18 protein-coding genes are annotated in these 17,984 nt (G+C 64.1%); 10 read left to right on the forward strand and 8 right to left on the reverse strand.

Annotated elements, in window-relative coordinates; all coding sequences use genetic code 11:
- Positions 1 to 53: 53 nt before the first annotated feature.
- The 5 genes from FIU94_RS07320 (at position 54) to FIU94_RS07340 (ending at position 5,805) form a co-directional block, all read left to right on the forward strand.
- Entirely contained in the window at positions 54 to 932 is an 879-nt protein-coding gene (locus FIU94_RS07320; RefSeq protein ID WP_152465155.1) for an RNA polymerase factor sigma-32, read from the forward strand.
- Between the two features lie 88 nt (positions 933 to 1,020).
- Complete coding sequence (gene coaBC, locus FIU94_RS07325) at positions 1,021 to 2,214, forward strand: bifunctional phosphopantothenoylcysteine decarboxylase/phosphopantothenate--cysteine ligase CoaBC (protein ID WP_152465156.1); 1,194 nt, start codon at positions 1,021 to 1,023, stop codon at positions 2,212 to 2,214.
- Between the two features lie 8 nt (positions 2,215 to 2,222).
- Positions 2,223 to 2,675, forward strand: a complete 453-nt coding sequence (gene dut / locus FIU94_RS07330; protein WP_152465157.1) for a dUTP diphosphatase — start codon at positions 2,223 to 2,225, stop codon at positions 2,673 to 2,675.
- The gene (locus FIU94_RS07335) at positions 2,675 to 3,730 is read left to right on the forward strand and encodes a molybdopterin-synthase adenylyltransferase MoeB (RefSeq protein ID WP_152465158.1); all 1,056 of its coding nucleotides are present in this window, start codon (positions 2,675 to 2,677) and stop codon (positions 3,728 to 3,730) included. Before dut ends, FIU94_RS07335 begins: the two co-directional genes overlap by 1 nt.
- A gap of 59 nt (positions 3,731 to 3,789) precedes the next feature.
- Entirely contained in the window at positions 3,790 to 5,805 is a 2,016-nt protein-coding gene (locus tag FIU94_RS07340) for a M3 family metallopeptidase (RefSeq protein WP_152465159.1), read from the forward strand.
- Between the two features lie 82 nt (positions 5,806 to 5,887).
- Here FIU94_RS07340 and FIU94_RS07345 read toward each other — a convergent pair whose 3' ends face one another.
- From FIU94_RS07345 to FIU94_RS07370, 6 genes are read right to left on the reverse strand one after another with little or no spacing between them, the layout of a single operon-like run.
- Positions 5,888 to 6,820, reverse strand: a complete 933-nt coding sequence (locus tag FIU94_RS07345; RefSeq protein WP_152465160.1) for a glyoxylate/hydroxypyruvate reductase A — start codon at positions 6,818 to 6,820, stop codon at positions 5,888 to 5,890.
- A 3-nt stretch (positions 6,821 to 6,823) separates the two neighbouring features.
- Positions 6,824 to 7,963, reverse strand: a complete 1,140-nt coding sequence (gene rodA / locus FIU94_RS07350; RefSeq protein WP_152465161.1) for a rod shape-determining protein RodA — start codon at positions 7,961 to 7,963, stop codon at positions 6,824 to 6,826.
- Positions 7,960 to 9,903 (reverse strand): penicillin-binding protein 2, encoded by a 1,944-nt coding sequence (gene mrdA / locus FIU94_RS07355; protein WP_152465162.1) that lies wholly within the window; start codon positions 9,901 to 9,903, stop codon positions 7,960 to 7,962. Before mrdA ends, rodA begins: the two co-directional genes overlap by 4 nt.
- A gap of 11 nt (positions 9,904 to 9,914) precedes the next feature.
- Positions 9,915 to 10,454 carry a rod shape-determining protein MreD gene (locus FIU94_RS07360; protein ID WP_152465163.1) on the reverse strand — a complete coding sequence of 180 codons (540 nt, stop codon included), beginning with the start codon at positions 10,452 to 10,454 and terminating at the stop codon, positions 9,915 to 9,917.
- Positions 10,451 to 11,383: a rod shape-determining protein MreC gene (mreC, locus tag FIU94_RS07365; protein WP_152465164.1), complete on the reverse strand. Its 933-nt coding sequence runs from the start codon at positions 11,381 to 11,383 to the stop codon at positions 10,451 to 10,453. The genes FIU94_RS07360 and mreC overlap by 4 nt, the downstream gene beginning before the upstream one ends.
- 49 nt (positions 11,384 to 11,432) lie before the next feature.
- Entirely contained in the window at positions 11,433 to 12,479 is a 1,047-nt protein-coding gene (locus tag FIU94_RS07370) for a rod shape-determining protein (RefSeq protein WP_152465165.1), read from the reverse strand.
- Between the two features lie 178 nt (positions 12,480 to 12,657).
- Between FIU94_RS07370 and FIU94_RS07375 the strand changes: the two genes are divergently transcribed.
- Positions 12,658 to 13,242 carry a VOC family protein gene (locus tag FIU94_RS07375; protein ID WP_152465166.1) on the forward strand — a complete coding sequence of 195 codons (585 nt, stop codon included), beginning with the start codon at positions 12,658 to 12,660 and terminating at the stop codon, positions 13,240 to 13,242.
- Positions 13,243 to 13,253: 11 nt separating this feature from the next.
- Here the strand turns inward: FIU94_RS07375 and FIU94_RS07380 are convergent, their stop codons facing one another.
- A complete protein-coding gene (locus tag FIU94_RS07380; protein WP_152465167.1) occupies positions 13,254 to 13,580 on the reverse strand; it encodes a DUF1244 domain-containing protein in 327 nt (108 codons plus the stop codon).
- Between the two features lie 234 nt (positions 13,581 to 13,814).
- Here FIU94_RS07380 and pyk point away from each other — a divergent pair, with 234 nt between their 5' ends.
- From pyk to rplT, 4 genes are all read left to right on the forward strand, one after another.
- A complete protein-coding gene (gene pyk, locus FIU94_RS07385) occupies positions 13,815 to 15,260 on the forward strand; it encodes a pyruvate kinase (protein ID WP_152465168.1) in 1,446 nt (481 codons plus the stop codon).
- Positions 15,261 to 15,301: 41 nt separating this feature from the next.
- On the forward strand, positions 15,302 to 15,526 hold the full coding sequence (locus tag FIU94_RS07390) for a hypothetical protein (RefSeq protein ID WP_152465169.1): 225 nt from the start codon (positions 15,302 to 15,304) through the stop codon (positions 15,524 to 15,526).
- 147 nt (positions 15,527 to 15,673) lie between these two features.
- On the forward strand, positions 15,674 to 15,874 hold the full coding sequence (gene rpmI, locus FIU94_RS07395) for a 50S ribosomal protein L35 (RefSeq protein WP_071973065.1): 201 nt from the start codon (positions 15,674 to 15,676) through the stop codon (positions 15,872 to 15,874).
- Positions 15,875 to 15,895: 21 nt separating this feature from the next.
- A complete protein-coding gene (gene rplT, locus FIU94_RS07400) occupies positions 15,896 to 16,261 on the forward strand; it encodes a 50S ribosomal protein L20 (protein WP_071973064.1) in 366 nt (121 codons plus the stop codon).
- A gap of 80 nt (positions 16,262 to 16,341) precedes the next feature.
- Here the strand turns inward: rplT and FIU94_RS07405 are convergent, their stop codons facing one another.
- Positions 16,342 to 17,871 (reverse strand): catalase, encoded by a 1,530-nt coding sequence (locus FIU94_RS07405; protein WP_152465170.1) that lies wholly within the window; start codon positions 17,869 to 17,871, stop codon positions 16,342 to 16,344.
- Positions 17,872 to 17,984 lie beyond the last annotated feature (113 nt).

The following is a 17,984-nucleotide window of genomic DNA, read 5'->3' on the forward strand; positions in this document are numbered from 1 at the left end:
CTTTCCCAAAGGTTTGTCTCAAGACGTGCTGAGATTTCAGGGGGTATTTGATTATGACGATGCAAACGGCCAGGGAGTTTTCCCTTACGCGAACCGCAATGAAAGCGGAACTTCTCGATGCGGATACGGAGCTTGAACTGGCTTATGCATGGCGCGACAAGCGCGATGAAGCGGCGTTGCATCGGCTGATCACCGCCTACATGCGTCTGGCGATTTCGATGGCGGGCAAGTTCCGGCGTTATGGCGCGCCGATGAATGATCTGGTTCAGGAGGCCGGCCTGGGCCTGATGAAGGCGGCGGACAAGTTCGATCCCGACCGAGGCGTTCGTTTTTCCACCTATGCCGTGTGGTGGATCAAGGCGTCCATTCAGGACCATGTGATGCGCAACTGGTCGATGGTGCGCACCGGTTCCACGTCTTCCCAGAAATCCTTGTTCTTCAACATGCGCCGGGTTCAGGCACGGCTTGAGCGTGAGGCGTCCGCCGCCGGAGAGGCGCTGGATCGCCACCAGCTTCGGCAGATGATCTCGACCGAGATCGGTGTGCCGCTGCATGACGTTGAGATGATGGAAGGCCGCCTGTCCGGATCTGACTATTCCCTGAACGCCACCCAATCCGCCGAGGACGAGGGCCGCGAGTGGATCGACGCATTGGTCGATGACAGCATGCAGGCCGCCGAGCGTGTCGAGGACGATCATGACACCAGGCAACTCCGCAACTGGCTGGTGGCCGCGATGCAAGAGCTGAACGACCGCGAACAGTTCATCGTCCGCGAGCGCAAGCTGCGCGACCAGCCGCGCACGCTGGAAAGCCTGGGCGACGAGTTGAAACTGTCCAAGGAGCGGGTGCGCCAGCTTGAAGCGGCGGCTTTCGTCAAGATGCGCAAGTCACTGGAAGGGCAGTCGCGCGAGGTCCTGCATTTCCTGAACTGATCCGCCCCAAGGCACGCGCAGGGGCTGGCACTTCGACAGCCCGCCGCATATGGTCCCCGGCAAGATGCGATCTTGCGGGGGCGAACATATGCTTGCAGGCAAACATATTCTGCTGATCATCGGCGGCGGCATCGCCGCATTCAAAACGCTGGAACTGATCCGCCGCCTGCGCGAACGCGGGGCTGAGGTCACGCCGGTTCTCACCGCGGCTGGGGCGCAGTTCGTCACACCTCTTTCGGTGTCTGCGCTGGCGGGAAAGACCGTTTTTCAGGATCTTTTCGATCTCAACGATGAGGCCGAGATGGGGCATATCCAGCTTAGCCGGGTGGCCGATCTGGTGGTCGTGGCACCGGCGACGGCGGACCTGATGGCCAAGATGGCGCAGGGGCTGGCAAATGACCTTGCCTCTACCCTGCTGCTGGCCACCGATACGCCCGTCCTGCTGGCCCCGGCGATGAACGTGCGCATGTGGCAGCATCCCGCCACGCAGCGCAATCTGGCCACACTTCGGGCCGACGGGATTGCCACGGTCGGGCCGAATGACGGCGACATGGCCTGTGGTGAGTTCGGCCCCGGACGCATGGCCGAACCGATGGAGATCGTGACAGAGATAGCGGCGCGGCTGACCGACGGGCCGCTCAGGGGCAAACGCATCCTTGTCACCTCCGGTCCCACGCACGAACCGATCGACCCGGTCCGTTATATCGCGAACCGATCCTCCGGTGCGCAAGGGGCGGCGCTGGGCCAGGCGCTGGCGGCGCTGGGGGCTGAAGTGGTTTTCGTCACCGGCCCCGCCGATGTGCCCCCGCCCCAAGGGGTCAATGTGGTGCGCGTTGAAACGGCGCAGCAGATGCTTGATGCGGTACAGGCCGCCTTGCCCGCCGATGCTGCGGTCTTTGCCGCTGCCGTCGCTGATTGGCGGGTCAGCTCGGCCAGTGACCGCAAGCTGAAAAAATCGAAGGACGGGCTGCCTGAACTGACCTTTGCTGAAAATCCCGATATCCTGAAGACTGTCAGCCGGATGGAGCAGGGGCGTCCCGGTCTTGTCGTGGGGTTCGCCGCCGAAACCGACGACGTGATCGACAACGCGACCGCCAAACGCAGGCGCAAGGGCTGTGATTGGATCGTCGCAAATGACGTCTCGCCCGCCACTGGTATCATGGGCGGAACAGAAAACGCGGTGATCCTGATTTCGGACGAGGGGGCTGAAACCTGGGACCGCGCGGGCAAGGATGTGGTTGCCCGCAAGCTGGCGGCCCGCATAGCGCAGGCACTGGGGTAGGTGCGGACATGGTGAATATTCTCCTCCGCTGGGCCGAAGGCGCTGACGAGGCGCTGGGCCTGCCAGCCTATGAAACCGAACAGGCCGCCGGTGCGGACTTGCGGGCCAACTTGCCGGACGGGCCGGTCACTCTGCCTCCGGCGGGCCGCGCGCTGATTTCCACCGGGTTGCACATGGCAATCCCGCGGGGGTTCGAGGTGCAGATCAGGCCGCGTTCAGGCCTCGCGCTGAAACACGGGCTGACCTTGCCCAACAGCCCGGGCACCATCGACGCTGATTATCGCGGGGTTGTCGGGGTCATCCTGCTGAATGCCGGGACCGAGGCGTTCGAGGTCACTCACGGTATGCGGATCGCACAGATGGTGGTCGCACCGGTGGTGCAGGCGGTTTTCACTCATGCCGCCGACCTGGACGATACCGCGCGGGGCAGCGGTGGTTTCGGGTCCACCGGGGTCGACTGATGCTGCTGGTCGCGATCATGGCCGCGGCAATCTGGTTCGGCGGCAGGCTGATCGGTGCGCCGCGTGAGGTGCGGCTGACCCTTCTGGGGCTGCTTTATGTCGCGGTGCTGGGTATTCAGGTGGCCTTTCCCGCAACCCATCCGCTGGTAATCAACACCGGCGGCAGCGCCGCCCCCTGGCTGCTGTTGGGCGGGGCTGTAGCGATTTTTCTGTCGTATCGCGGCCTCATCCGCGCACTGCGTCGGCGGGCGGACAGCGAAGCGTCGCAGCCCGACCCACCGCAGGGGGGCGGGGGGTTCTCGGATACCGAACTCAATCGCTATGCCCGCCACATCGTCCTGCGCGAGGTCGGCGGGGCGGGTCAGAAGGCGATGAAGGATGCGCGCGTCCTGGTGATCGGCGCGGGCGGTCTGGGCGCGCCGGTCCTGCAATACCTTGCCGCCGCCGGTGTCGGCACCATCGGGGTGATCGACGACGACACGGTCGAGAACGCCAACCTCCAGCGCCAGGTGATCCACCGCGATTCCGCCATCGGGATGCCCAAGGTGTTCTCCGCCCAGCAGGCGGTGGAGGCGCAGAACCCTTTCGTCACTCTGCGTCCCTATCATCGCCGCCTGACCGCCGAGATCGCGGATGAACTGGTCGCGGACTATGACCTGGTGCTGGACGGCTGCGATAATTTCGAAACCCGCTATCTGGTGAATTCGGCATGCGTGCGCGCCGGAAAGCCGCTGGTCTCGGGCGCGTTGAGCCAGTGGGAAGGTCAGCTTTCGGTGTTCGACCCGGCGCGCGGCGCGCCCTGCTACCGGTGCATTTTCGACGCGCCCCCCGCACCGCATCTGGCGCCGTCCTGCGCCGAGGCGGGGGTGATCGGGCCGCTGCCCGGTGTCGTCGGTTCCATGATGGCGATCGAGGCGATCAAGCTGATCACCGGGGCGGGCACACCGGCACGGGGGCAGATGCTGATCTACGATGCGCTCTTTGGCGAAAACCGCAGCATCACCGTGCAGCGCCGGGCCGATTGTCCCACCTGCGGTGCGGATGCCGCCGCGTGATGTCGGGCGCATTGTAACTGACCGCGCCGCGACCTAGCTTGGGGGCAAAGGAGTTCCCCATGACAAATCCGCTGCTGCAAGACTGGCACACACCCTTCGATCTCGCCCCCTTCGACCGGATATCCGACGATGACTTCGCGCCCGCGCTGGAACAGGCGCTGGCGGCCCACAACGCCGAAATCGAGGCAATCGCGCAGAACGGCGACCCCGCCGGTTTCGCGAACACGGTCGAGGCGCTGGAGGCTGCGGGCGGGGCGCTGGACAAGGTGCTGGGCGTGTTCTTTACGGTCGCCGGGGCCGACAGCACCCCGGCGCGGGAAAAGCTGCAGCGCGACTTTTCGCCCAGGCTGGCCGCCCATTTTTCCGAGATTTCGGCGAACAAGGCGCTGTTCGCCCGCGTGGCCGAGGTATGGGACAAGCGTGACGATCTGGACCTGACGGATGAACAGGCGCGGGTGCTGATGCTGACCCACCGCGGTTTCGTCCGGGCCGGTGCGGCGCTCGACGGAGAGGAAGCTGCCCGGATGAAGGAGATCAAGGGGCGGCTTGCGGTGCTGGGCACCCAGTTTACCCAGAACCTGCTGGCCGATGAGCGCAGCTGGTACATGGAGCTGGCCGAGGATGACCTGACGGGGCTGCCGGATTTCGTGGTCGATGCCGCCCGTGCCGCTGGCGAAGAAAAAGGCGCCGACGGCCCCGTGGTCACTCTGTCGCGGTCGCTGATCGTGCCGTTCCTGCAATTCTCGCCCCGTCGCGATCTGCGCGAGCGGGCGTTTCGTGCCTGGGAGGCGCGGGGCGCTGGTGGAGGTGAGACCGACAACCGCGCCATCGCGGCCGAGATCCTGGCCCTGCGCGAGGAACGCGCCAAGTTGCTGGGATATGAGACCTTCGCGGCCTACAAGCTGGAAACTGAAATGGCCAAGACGCCCGAAGCGGTGCGCGGCCTGCTGATGGAGGTCTGGGCGCCGGCCAAGGCACAGGCGCAGGCCGACGCAGAGGTTCTGACCGGCATGATGCATGCCGATGGGGTGAACGGCGATCTCGCCCCCTGGGACTGGCGCTACTACGCTGAGAAACGGCGCGCGGCGGAGCATGACCTCGATGAGGCGGGATTGAAGCCGTATTTCCAGCTCGACCGGATGATCGAAGCGGCGTTTGACTGTGCCAACCGGCTGTTCGGACTGGAATTCGCGCCTCTGGACGTCCCGCTGTATCACGCGGATTGCCGGGCCTGGGATGTGACGCGCAATGGCGTGCATGTCGCGGTTTTCATCGGAGATTACTTTGCCCGCGGGTCAAAGCGGTCAGGCGCCTGGTGTTCGGCCATGCGCGGGCAGGCGAAGTTCCCCAAGGACCAGCGCCCTGTGGTGATCAATGTCTGCAACTTTGCCAAGTCCGACCCGGCGTTGCTGTCCTACGACGACGCGCGCACCCTGTTTCATGAATTCGGCCATGCGCTGCACCAGATGCTGTCCGATGTGACCTATGAAAGCGTCAGCGGCACGTCCGTCGCGCGGGACTTCGTGGAACTGCCGAGCCAGCTGTATGAGCACTGGCTGGAGGTTCCGGAGGTGCTGGGAAAATTCGCGATCCATGCCCGCACCGGGGAACCGATGCCCAAGGAGATGCTGGACAAGGTACTGGCGGCGGCCACCTTCGATATGGGGTTCCAGACGGTGGAATACGTAGCTTCCGCCCTTGTGGACCTCTCGTTTCATGACGGGTCCGCCCCCGCCGACCCGATGGCGCGGCAGGCCGAGGTTCTGGCGGACATCGGCATGCCCGACGCGATCCGCATGCGCCATGCCACGCCGCAGTTCGCGCATGTCTTTTCGGGAGATGGCTATTCCAGCGGTTACTACAGCTACATGTGGTCCGAAGTCATGGACGCCGACGCGTTCGAGGCCTTTGAAGAAGCGGGCGGCGCCTTCGATCCGGACACGGCAGCGGCGCTGGAGCGGCATATCCTGTCCACAGGCGGCAGCCGCGATGCGGCAGAGCTTTACACCGCTTTCCGGGGCCGCCTGCCGGGGGTCGAAGCCTTGCTGCGGGGCCGGGGGCTGATGGCGGGTTGAAACGGAGCGGGTGCTCCGCGGCCATCTTTCGTTGATTTTGGCCTGACCACCCGCCGTCCGACTGCCACGGACAATTGGCCGATCAGTAACCCAGCCCGCGATCGACGAGGTTGAGAAAGTCTTCTCCCGCCTCGCCCCGGCGGATGTTTTCCGCGATGGAGGCGGAGGCGGTGCTGGCGCGGGTTGCGGCGGCAATGTGGGGGGTCACGGTGACTTTGGGGTGCGCCCAATAGGGGTGATCCTGCGGCAACGGTTCGGTGCGGAAGACGTCAAGCGTGGCGTGTCCGATCTGGCCGCTGTCGAGCGCCGCCAGCAACGCGTCGTCGTCGATCAGCGGGCCGCGACCCGGGTTGATGATGCAGGCGCCCCGCGGCATCAGGGCCAGCGTTTCGGCATTCAGCGTGTTCTCGGTCGCCGGTGTGTCGGGCAACAGCAATACGGCGATCTCGGCCTTGGCCAGGGCGTCTTGCAGGCCGTCCTCTCCGTGCAGGCAGGTGACACCCGGAACGTCCTTGGGGCTGCGCGACCAGCCGGTGACGTCGAAACCGATGCGTGTCAGCATCTCTGCCGCGGCGCTGCCGAGGGCACCCATGCCCAGCATCACGACCGAACGCTCCTCAGCCAGCGGCGGTGTGCGCGGCGCCCAGCGGGGGTCGGTGCGCGTGATGTCGGTGTCCAGCCCCAGATGGTAGCGCAAAACGTGGCCGCTGACCCATTCCACCATGCCTTTCGTCAGGCCGGGGTCGACCATGCGCGCCAATGGTATCTCAAGCGTCTCGTTGCCCACGATCCTCTCCACCCCCGCCCAGAGGTTCAGCACCGCCTTTGCGCGGGTGTAGGGGGTGAAATCCTGCAGGTCGCTGTTCGGGGCATACACGATATAGTCCACCTCTGCCGCGGGCATGTCGGTTGCCAGCCGCGCATCGAGACCGGCTGCGGACAGGGCCTTGCGCAGAGGCTGCTCATAGGTTTCCCAGCCTTCTTGCTTGGCGGCGAACAGGACATTGACGGTCATGGATTACCTCGGTCTGTGAATATGGGCGGATTGCACCAATCCGAAGGCCAGCAGCAGGACCAGCATGGCCGACCCGCCGTAGCTTACAAGCGGCAGGGGCACCCCTACCACCGGGGCGAGGCCCATGACCATGGACATGTTGACCGCGAAGAACAGGAAAAAGTTCAAGGCGATCCCGAGGGTCAGCAAGGAAGAGAAACGGTCCTTGTTCAAGGTTGCGGTAATCACGCAGAACAGGATGATCAGGGCGTAGAGCCCCAGAAGGCTGAAGCCGCCCACAAAACCGAATTCTTCGGCCAGCGTGGTAAAGATGAAGTCGGTGTGCTTTTCGGGCAGGAAGTTCAGCCGCGATTGCGTGCCTTGCATGAAGCCGCGCCCTGTCCATCCGCCGGACCCCAATGCGATCTTGGACTGGGTGATATGATAACCCGCTCCCAGCGGGTCGGCAGCGGGGTCCAGAAAGGTGTCGATGCGGCGGTACTGGTAGTCGTTCAAAAGCTGCCAGGTGGTGCCGCGAGATTGGAAGACCGCCGTGACCAGCCCGCCGGCCGAGGCGATGACAGCAGCGAAATAGGCCCAGTGCACGCCTGCCAGGAACATCAGGCCGCCCCCCGCCGTCAGCAGCAGGATCGCGGTGCCGAGGTCGGGTTGCCGCAGGACCAGCGCGGTGGGGACCAGCACGATGGCCACCGGCAGCAACACCCAGAATGGCCGCGAGACCCTCTTGGGCGGCAACCAGTCGTAGTAGGCCGCGAGAAACATGACGAGTGTGATCTTCATCAGCTCCGAAGGCTGCAGGTCCATGAAGCCAAGGTCGATCCAGCGTTGTGACCCTTTGCGTTCGTCCCCGATCAGCGCCACCGCGATCAGCAGCACCAGCGAGATGCCGTAGGCCAGTCCCGACAGGTTGCGCCATAGCCAGATCGGGGTCAGCGCCACCATCAGCATCAGCGCAAAGCCGAGCGCGAAACGCTTCATCTGCGGTTCTGCCCAGGGGCTGAAGGAGCCACCGGCGACGGAATAGAGCATCAGGAAGCCGATCCCGCAGACCGACGCCAGAAGCAGGGTAAGCGGCCAGTTCAGGTGCAGGATCTTGCGAAAACCCGTCGGGACCGATTTGACCGTATACTCAAGATAGCTCATGCCTGATCGTTTCCGTTGATCCCGGCCTGAGGCTGCATCTCGCGCAGCTTGCGTTGCTGTGTCTTGATCCGGCCCCTGTCGGCGGTCGGATATGCCTCAAGCGGCGGCTCGCCGCCCGCCAGCGCCTGCAGGACCACGTCGCGCGTGATCGGCGCCGCCGCTGTCGACCCGCCGCCCCCATGCTCCACCAGCACCGACACCGCGTAGCGCGGCTTGTCAAAGGGGGCGAAGCTGACGAACAGCGCGTGGTCGCGGCGTTCCCAGGGCAGGTCCTCGTTGCGGCTGACGCCACGGGCGCGCTCGGCGGCGGTGATGTTGCGGACCTGGCTGGTGCCGGTCTTGCCTGCCATGCGGTATTCATCCGCGATGATCCGCGACCGATAGGCCGTGCCGCGCCGGTTGTTGACCACCTCGTACATCGCCTTGCGCATCTTGCGCAGGTTGTTTTCGTTCATATTCAGCGGCTCACCCGCCCCGCTGGGCTGCTCGACCCCATCAATCGTCTTGACCAGGCGGGGTGTCACCGCCCGGCCCGTGGCGATCCGCGCGCTCATCACGGCGAGTTGCAGCGGCGAGGCGAGCATGAAGCCCTGACCGATAGAGGCATTGACCGTGTCCCCGATCACCCAGTCGGCGCCGCGGTTTGACCGCTTCCATTCCTTCGTGGGTGTCAGGCCCGCCGCGACAGAGGACAGGGCGAGGTCGTGTTTGACCCCCAGTCCAAAGCGGTTGGCCATCGCCGATATCTTCTCGATACCGACCTTCAGCGCAAGGTCGTAGTAATACACGTCGCAGGACTGCTTGAGCGAATTCTCCAGATCGACCCAGCCGTGCCCGGCCCGCTTCCAGCAGTGGAACCGGCGGCCTGCGACCTCCAGGTGGCCCGGACAATAGACGGTTTCGTCGGGGCCGATGATCCCTTCTTCGATGGCGGCCATCGCCACGACCATCTTGAAGGTCGATCCCGGCGGATAGCTGCCCTGCACCGTCTTGTTGACCAGCGGCCGGTACTTCGATTCCAGCAGCGGATTGTAATCCTTGGACGAGATGCCGCCGATGAACAGGTTCGGGTCATAGGAGGGCGACGAGGCAATGGCGGCCAGATCGCCGGTGTCGCAGTCGATGACCACGACGGCGGCGCTTTCCCCGCTCAGGCGGGCCTGAACGTACCGCTGCAGATCCGCGTCCACGGTCAGCTGTATGTCCTTGCCGGATTCGCCTTCACGCCGGGACAGTTCGCGCATGACCCGGCCGGTGGCGTTGACCTCGACCTGCTTGGTGCCCGCCTTGCCGCGCAGGATGTCCTCGCGCCGGGCTTCCACGTTGATCTTGCCGATCTGGAAACGCGGGATGCGCAGCAACTGATCGGGATTCTCCAGCGCGTCGAGATCGGCCTGGCTGACCCGGCCCACCCGGCCCACCACATGGGCAAAGTCCGGGCCGCGCGGATAGACGCGGGTCAGGCCGACCTCGGGCGTGACACCGGGCAGGGCCGGGGCGTTCACGCTGACCCGGCTCACGTCGTCCCAGCTGACATCGTCCACGATGGTGACGGGCAGGAACGGAGCGGAACGCTGGATTTCGGCCAACGCACGCTCGCGGGTTTCCGCGTCGATGGTGATGATCCGGCTCAGGCGATCCATCACCTCTTCGGCGTCTCCCGCATCTTCCCGGACCATGACGATCCGGTAGCTGGGCACGTTTTGCGCCAGCCGCACGCCCTTGCGGTCGAAAATTTCGCCCCGCGCGGGCGGAATCAGGCGGATGTTGATGCGGTTTTCTTCGGCCAGCAGGCGGAACTGGTCGGCCTGATCGACCTGCAGATAGCGCATCCGTGCGGCCAGCCCGCCCATGAACAGAAGCTGCGCCCCGCCCAGCAGGGCGGCGCGCCGGGTCAGGCGGGTATGGCTTGCGTCGTTCTCCGCGCGGTTGCGTCTCATTCCATGCCTCCTCAGACCCTCTGGCCCAAAGCATCCAGATCGCCCGGCGCGGTTTTGCGCACGCGCATGATTCCGTGGGTAACGGCGACGATCAGGGGGTAGAATAGCAGGGACATGCCCAGTTCCGAAAGGCTCAGTGCAAGGCCGGGAACCGGGACGAGGACCAGCGCAAGGATCAGCCGGTTGGCGGCCATGATCAGGACCATGACCATGCCGACGGTCAGCCATTCGGCGGCAAACCCGCCATCGCGCAGGGACCGGCCCCGCGACTTGAGGTTCTCGCAGCCGATCAGCGCCAGCAGCGCCCACAGGCCCGGAGGGCGCTGGAGCAACAGGTCAGTCAGCAGAAAGGCGAGTGCTAGCGCCGGCGCGGGGACGTATTCCGGGCGGCGCAGGCTCCATGCGCAGGCGAAACACAGCAGCAGGTTCGGTCCCGCCCAGCGGCGCGGTGTCGTCTCCATCGGCAGCAGCTGGAAGAACAGGATCACCAGGGCCAGCAGAACGAACGCCGCCCGCATCGCCCAGAGCCGGGTCTGTGACAGGTCGTTCATTCGCCCACCTCCAGCTCCACCTCGGCTTCGGCTTGCATGTCCGGGCTGTCGGGTTCTGCAGGCAAGGGGCCTTCGGGTGTGATCACCTGCGCGTTATCGGTGACGCGCTGCGTGCCGTAGTGGCGCAGGACCCGCAGGAACTCCAGCCGTTCGTAATCGGCGGCAAGGCGGACCCGCAGCCGTCCGCCGGGGTCGGCTGCGACCTGTCCGATCAACAGCCCGGCGGGGAATACCCCCCCGTCCCCGGAAGAGATCACCCGATCGCCGGGGCGCACCAGATCCGGGCTTTCGATAAAGTCGAGCGGCGGCGCGGCGGAATTGTCGCCGGCGACGATGGTGCGTTGACCGGATGGCTGGATCACCGCCGGAATGCGGCTGGAGGCATCGGTCAGCAGGATCACACGGGCGGTGTTCTGGGCCACGCCGGAAATGCGTCCGACCAGCCCGATGCCGTCCATCGTGGCCCAGCCGTCAACGATCCCGTCGCGGGCGCCTACGTTCAGCAGCACCGATTGCCGGAAGGGAGACCCGGAATCGGCCAGCACGACACCGGTAATGAAGGTCAGGCGCGGATCCAGCCTGACCTTGTTCAGGTCCAACAGCCGGGCGTTTTCCTGTTCAAGCTGCAATGCCGCCTCTTTCCAGGCCTGCATCTGGCGCAGTTCGCTGCGCAGTTCCTGGTTCTGTTCGCTCAGCCGCCGGTAGGACTGAAAATCGCGCAGCAGGTTGATCGTGCCTGTCACGGGGGCCATCGCCCAGTCCATGTTGGGCACCAGCCGGTCTGTGATCTGCGCCCGGAACCGTTCGACCCGGGGGCTGTCGATGCGCCACAGCAGGAAGGTCGCGCCAAGGATCAGGATAAGGACAGCCAGCAGCAACCGGCGCAGAGGGCCGGTGAAGTCACTGCTGTTCGAGCGGTCTTTGGCCATGTCACAAGGGCTCCTGCCAGAGGAGAGGGCGCTGGGATGGTATCAGGTTTCAGCTGTCGTAGTCGATGGCGTGGCGCAATTGCTTTTCGTATTCGAGCGCCTTGCCCGTGCCAAGTGCGACGCAGTTGAGCGATTCGTCCGCGATGGACACGGCCAGCCCCGTCTGCTCGCGCAGGGCGAGGTCCAGATCGCCCAGCAACGCGCCGCCGCCGGTCAGCATCACGCCGCGGTCCACGATGTCGGCGGCCAGATCGGGCGGGGTGGTTTCCAGCGCGGTCATCACGGCCTCGCAGATCTGTTGCACCGGTTCGGCCAGCGCCTCGGCGATCTGGGCCTGTGTCACTTCGATCTCTTTCGGCACACCGTTCAGCAGGTCGCGGCCCCGGATCTGCATCGACGTGCCGCGCCCGTCGTCGGGCATGCGCGCTGTGCCGATGGACGTCTTGATGCGTTCTGCGGTGGTTTCACCCACCAGCAGGTTCTGCTGGCGACGCAGGTAACTGATGATGGCCTCGTCCATGCGGTCGCCGCCCACGCGCACGGAGCGGGCATAAACGATGTCACCAAGGCTGAGCACCGCAACTTCGGTGGTCCCGCCGCCGATGTCCACGACCATGTTGCCGGTGGGGTCGGTGATCGGCATACCCGCCCCGATCGCCGCCGCGATGGGTTCGGCGATCAACCCGGCCCGACGCGCACCGGCAGACAGAACCGACTGGCGAATCGCGCGTTTCTCGACCGGGGTCGCGCCATGAGGCACGCAGACGATGATCTTGGGCTTTGAGAATGTGGAGCGTTTGTGCACCTTGCGGATGAAATGCTTGATCATCTCTTCCGCCGTGTCGAAGTCTGCGATGACGCCCTCGCGCATCGGGCGGATCGCTTCGATGCTGCCGGGCGTCCGGCCCAGCATCAGCTTGGCGTCCTCACCCACCGCCAGTACCTTTTTGACCCCATCCTTGATGTGATACGCAACCACAGAAGGCTCCGACAGAACGATCCCGCGCCCCTTGACGTAGACGAGCGTGTTGGCAGTGCCCAGGTCAATCGCCATGTCAGAAGAAAACATGCCGCTGAGATTTCCAAAGATGTTCATGCGGTGCAGATCCCGAATAAGCCAAATCAGCCCGCGACTCTGACCGAGGCGGGCGCGCAGCCCTTATAGGCTTCGCTCCGGTGAGGCGAAAGGGGGGCTATTGGATCGTTCGGCATCTTGTCGCCACCGGTGGCGGACTAGGTTAGGCTGGGAAGGACCAACAGGGGTGGAGGAACAAATGAAGAAAATTCAGACTCTCGGCGTACACCACATCACCTTGACCGGCGCGGACCGCCGCACGTCGATCGACTTCTGGGAAGGTCTTTTGGGCATGCCCTTCATCTTTGACCAACCCAATCTCGACGATCCGGACGAAGGTCATCTATATTTCGATCCCGGCGATGGGCGGCTGATCACCATCTTTACCAACGAGAACCGCAAGCCCGTTCACGACCGCACGCCGATGGATCCAGGCTGCGTGCACCACCTGGCGCTGGAAGTCGATCAGGCCACGCACGAGCAGGTTCTGGACCGGCTGGCCGAAAGAGGCATCCCGAACTCCGGGGTCAAGGACCGGGGCTTCATGCAGTCGATCTACTTCAAGGACCCGCTCGGCTTCCTGATCGAGCTGGCTTGCTATACCTTCATCCCGCCCCGCGGGAGCAGCCATGCCGAGGTCATGCTGGAGGCGCACAAGATCCGCGTCGAGCGCGGCGACAAGGCCATAGGGCGTCCGCACCTGGCCGATGCGGTGCTGAAGATCGTGGAGCGCAGCCAGCCCTCGCTGAGCGAAGACCGAAGCCCGCGCAACCCCTATACGTAGGGGCGCCTGCCTCAGCCCTTGGTGACGTTCCTGGCAAAGGACTCCTTGAACGTGTCCTGTTTATCGGGGGTTGCCTCGGTCTGGTAGTTCGCCTTCCAGTCGTCCATCGTCATGCCGTAGAACAACTCGCGCGCCTCTTGCTTGCCCATCTCGATGCCGCGTGCGTTTGCCGCCTCCTGGTACCAGCGGCTCAGGCAGTTGCGGCAGAACCCCGCCAGGTTCATCAGGTCGATGTTCTGAACGTCGGTGCGATCTTCCATCAGGTGCTTTTGCAGCCGGCGAAAGGCGGCGGCCTGAAGTTCGATCTCCTGCTGTGTCGGTTCTTGCGGGCTGGACATGGCGCTCTCCTTTTCGTGCAAAGCTGGGGGCGGGCCGCACAGGTGTCAAGCATCGCCGCCTGCCAGCGTGGAAAACCCTGCCGGACAGGGCAAAGAGACTGGCCCATCGTTTGCATTCGTGAAACCTTGGCGTTGTACGACGGCGGGGCTTCATGTGCGGAGCAGTCCGTGTTACCGCTAACACAAGCGATTTGACCGGTTGCCGGTCCAGATGAAAGACGGGGATGAAAAGATATGAGACGCCTGCGCAACGTAAAGATCGTGGCAACCCTGGGTCCGGCATCCGACAGCTATGACATGATCGAGACCTTGCACAAGGCCGGTGCAGACGTGTTCCGCCTGAACATGAGCCACGGCAGTCACGAGGAAATCCGCGAAAAACACCGCATCATCCGAGAGGTGGAGGAAAACCTGGGCAGCACCATCGGCATCCTTGCCGACCTGCAGGGCCCGAAGCTGAGGGTCGGCGTCTTTGCGGGCGACAGCGAACAACTGGTTCCCGGCAGCAGCTTCCGACTGGACCTGAACGAGCAGGAGGGCGACTCCAGCCGCGTGAACCTGCCACACCCCGAGATTTTTCAGGCGCTGGAGCCGGGGGCGACCCTGCTTGTCGATGACGGCAAGGTCAGGCTGAAGGTCCGCGAATGCGGGTCCGATTTCGCCGATTGCGAAGTGGTGATCGGGGGCATCATTTCCAACCGCAAGGGCGTCAACGTGCCCGACGTGGTTCTGCCGCTGGCCGCCCTGTCGGACAAGGACCGCGCCGATCTGGAATTCGTCTGCGGTCTGGGTGTGGACTGGCTTGCGCTCAGCTTCGTGCAGCGCCCCGAGGACGTCGCCGAGGCGCGCGATCTCGCGCGGGGACGGGCCGCCATCCTGTCGAAGATCGAGAAACCGTCGGCCGTCACCCGGTTTGAGGACATTCTCGATGCCAGTGACGGCATCATGGTCGCGCGCGGCGATCTCGGTGTGGAATTGCCGGTACAGAACGTCCCGCCGATTCAGAAACGCCTGGTGCGCAAATGCCGCACGGCGGGCAAGCCGGTGATCGTGGCCACGCAGATGCTCGAGTCCATGATCGAAAGCCCGATGCCGACGCGTGCCGAAGTATCAGACGTGGCGACCGCGATCTACGAGGGGGCCGATGCGGTCATGCTTTCGGCGGAATCCGCGGCGGGCTCCTACCCGGTGCAGGCGGTCCAGACGATGAACAACGTCGCGACCGAGGTCGAGCTTGATCCGACCTATACCCAGATCATCGAATCCTCGCGCATTGCCGACCGCGAGACGGTTGCGGATGCCATCGTCGCCGCCGCCCGCGAAATTGCCGAAACGACCGAAATCAAGGCGATCTGCTGCTTTACCCAAAGCGGGACGACAGCGGTCCTGACCGCCCGCGAACGGCCCCGTGTGCCGATCATCGCGCTGACCCCCGACGTGCGCACCGCCCGCCGACTGGCGCTGAGCTGGGGGACCAACTGCGTGATCACCCCGCCGCTTGACCGCTTCAAGCTGGCTGTCGTGGCCGCCGTCAAGGCCGCCCGTGCCGAAGGATTCGCCCAGGCCAAGGACCAGATCGTGGTCACGGCGGGGGTGCCCTTCAATGTGCCCGGCACAACCAACATCCTGCGTGTCGCGCCCTGCGACGAAAGTTTGATTTTTGCTTCCGATCCGGAGTAGCCTTTTTTCATAGCTGGTGTTCTACTCAGGAGAGGTCTGCCATGGACCCTGATCTGGCCCTTGTCCTCGGTATCGTGATCGCGGCATTATCGATTCCGTCCATCCTTTCGGCACTGTCGGATAGACGGGCGCCGCGGGCCTCTGCACTCACCATTCTGATCGGCGGAGGGTTGATCCTGTACGCCTTGCAAAGCAAGCCGCAGGGCTACACGCTGAACCAGGTCCCCGACGTGTTTGTGAACGTGGTGGCGCGCTACATGCCCTGACGGGCGGTGCCCAGGGTTTGGGCCGCCCGAAAAGGGGCACTTGCCAAACTTGTGCAACCCTCCTATACGCCCCCTCTCAACCCGCGCGTCCGGCCAATGCGGCATGCCGAGTCGCGCGATAACCGAACTCAAGAGACGGAGACGGAAATGCCCAAGATGAAGACGAAATCAAGCGCCAAGAAGCGCTTCAAGATCTCGGCGACCGGCAAGGTCATCGGGGGTCAGGCCGGCAAGCGCCATGGCATGATCAAGCGGACCAAGAAGTTCATCCGCGACGCACGCGGCACGACAGTCCTGTCGGAGCCCGATGCAAAGATCATCAAGGGCTACATGCCCTACGACCGCTGATAACGCCCAAGGAGAACCGAGATGTCCCGAGTCAAAAGTGGCACAGTCACCCACGCCCGTCACAAGAAGATCGTCAAGGCCGCCAAGGGCTACTATGGCCGCCGCAAGAACGTCTTCAAGGTTGCAACACAGGCCGTCGACAAGGCCAACCAATACGCCACGCGTGACCGCAAGGCGCGCAAGCGCAATTTCCGCGCCCTGTGGATCCAGCGGATCAACGCCGCCGTCCGTGCGCACGACGAATCGCTGACGTACAGCCGCTTCATCAACGGCCTGAACCTGGCCGGTATCGAAGTGGACCGTAAGGTTCTGGCCGATCTGGCCGTGCACGAACCCGAAGCCTTTGGCGCGATCGTCAAGCAGGCGCAGGCCTCGCTCGCCGCGTAAGACCTGCGGCCCTGTTGATTACGGAAAACCCCGCCGAACCGGCGGGGTTTTTTGTTGTGCGGTCGATGGTTTGAAACGTGTCAGTCCGCGTTTCCGTCCCCGCCGATGCTGAGCGCAGACGCCATGCCGGCAGCCTTGGACTTGCCTCCCAGCTTGTCGCGCACCGCGTCTTCGATCCGCTTGCCGATATCACCGTCGATGTTGCGCCAGTATTCGAACGCCCGCACCAGCACTTTCTCGCTGACGCCGTCGCAGAGATGCCCGGTGACGTTGTTCACCAGCCGCTCGCGCGCGGCGTCGTCCATGACATCCCGGACCAGTGCGCCGGCCTGCGACCAGTCGTCATCGTCCTCGCGCAGGGTATAGGCGCTGCGCACCATGTCGCCATCTGCGTGCCACAACCCGGCCTCGGTCGGCAGGGGCTGCGCGGCGGGCCCGCCGTAGGAGTTCGGGGCATAAACCGGGTCGGTCACATTCCGGGTCCGGCCCGCGCCATCCTTGGTATAGGCATGGACAGGCGCCTGCGGCTTGTTCACCGGAATTTCCTTGTAGTTCACCCCCAGCCGGGCGCGATGCGCATCGGCATAGGAAAACCCGCGTGCCAGCAGCATCTTGTCCGGGGACAGGCCGACACCGGGAACCATGTTGTTCGGCTCGAATGCGGCCTGTTCGATCTCTGTATGGAAATCGGTGGGATTGCGGTCGAGTACCAGCTTGCCCACCTCGATCAGTGGATAATCCTCATGCGGCCAGGTCTTGGTCAGATCGAATGGGTTGATCCGGTAGGTCTTGGCATCTTCATAAGGCATGATCTGCCACTTCAGCGTCCAGCTGGGGTGGTTGCCGTCGCGAATGTTGTCGAACAGATCGCGGCGGTGGTAATCGCTGTCGGCACCGGCCATCTTGTCGGCTTCATCCTGGGTGAAATGAGCGTTGCCGTCGCCTTGATCGGTGTGAAAGTGGAACTTGACCCAGAATAGCTCTCCCGCTTCGTTGACCAGCGAATAGGTGTGGCTGGAATAGCCGTTCATCTCGCGCCAGGTTTTGGGGATGCCACGGTCGCCCATCAGATAGGCGACCTGATGCGCGCTTTCGGGGGACAGGGTCCAGAAATCCCACTGCATGTCGTGGTCGCGCAGCCCGTTGTCCGCGCGGCGTTTCTGGCTGCGGATGAAGTTCTGGAACTTGATCGGGTCGCGGACAAAGAAGATCGGCGTGTTGTTACCCACCATGTCAAAGTTGCCGTCTTCGGTGTACATCTTGACGGAAAAGCCGCGCGGGTCGCGCCAGGTGTCGGGGCTGCCACGCTCCCCGGCGACGGTGGAAAACCGCATCAGGACATCGGTTTTCGCACCGGGCTGGAACAACTTGGCCTTGGTGTAGCGCGACACATCCTGTGTCACTTCGAAATAGCCAAAGGCACCGGACCCCTTGGCGTGCGGCTGGCGTTCGGGGATGCGTTCCCGGTTGAAATTCGCCATCTGCTCCAGCAGGTAATGGTCGTGCAGGACGATGGGCCCATCCGGCCCCACGGTCAAAGAGTGTTCGTCGCTCTGGACGCGGATACCGGCATCGGTTGTGGTCGGGGGGACATTGGTTTTGCGGGACATGAAACTCTCTCGTTGAAGGGTGCTTACCACGGCAACCATCGGCGCCACGCCCCGGTTCCCGCCCGCCATCTTGCAATCGGGGGGCGGTGCGGCTAGCAGGGCAGCTAGAAGTA

The organism is Sulfitobacter sp. THAF37 (genome assembly GCF_009363555.1).
Taxonomy (GTDB): Bacteria; Pseudomonadota; Alphaproteobacteria; order Rhodobacterales; family Rhodobacteraceae; genus Sulfitobacter.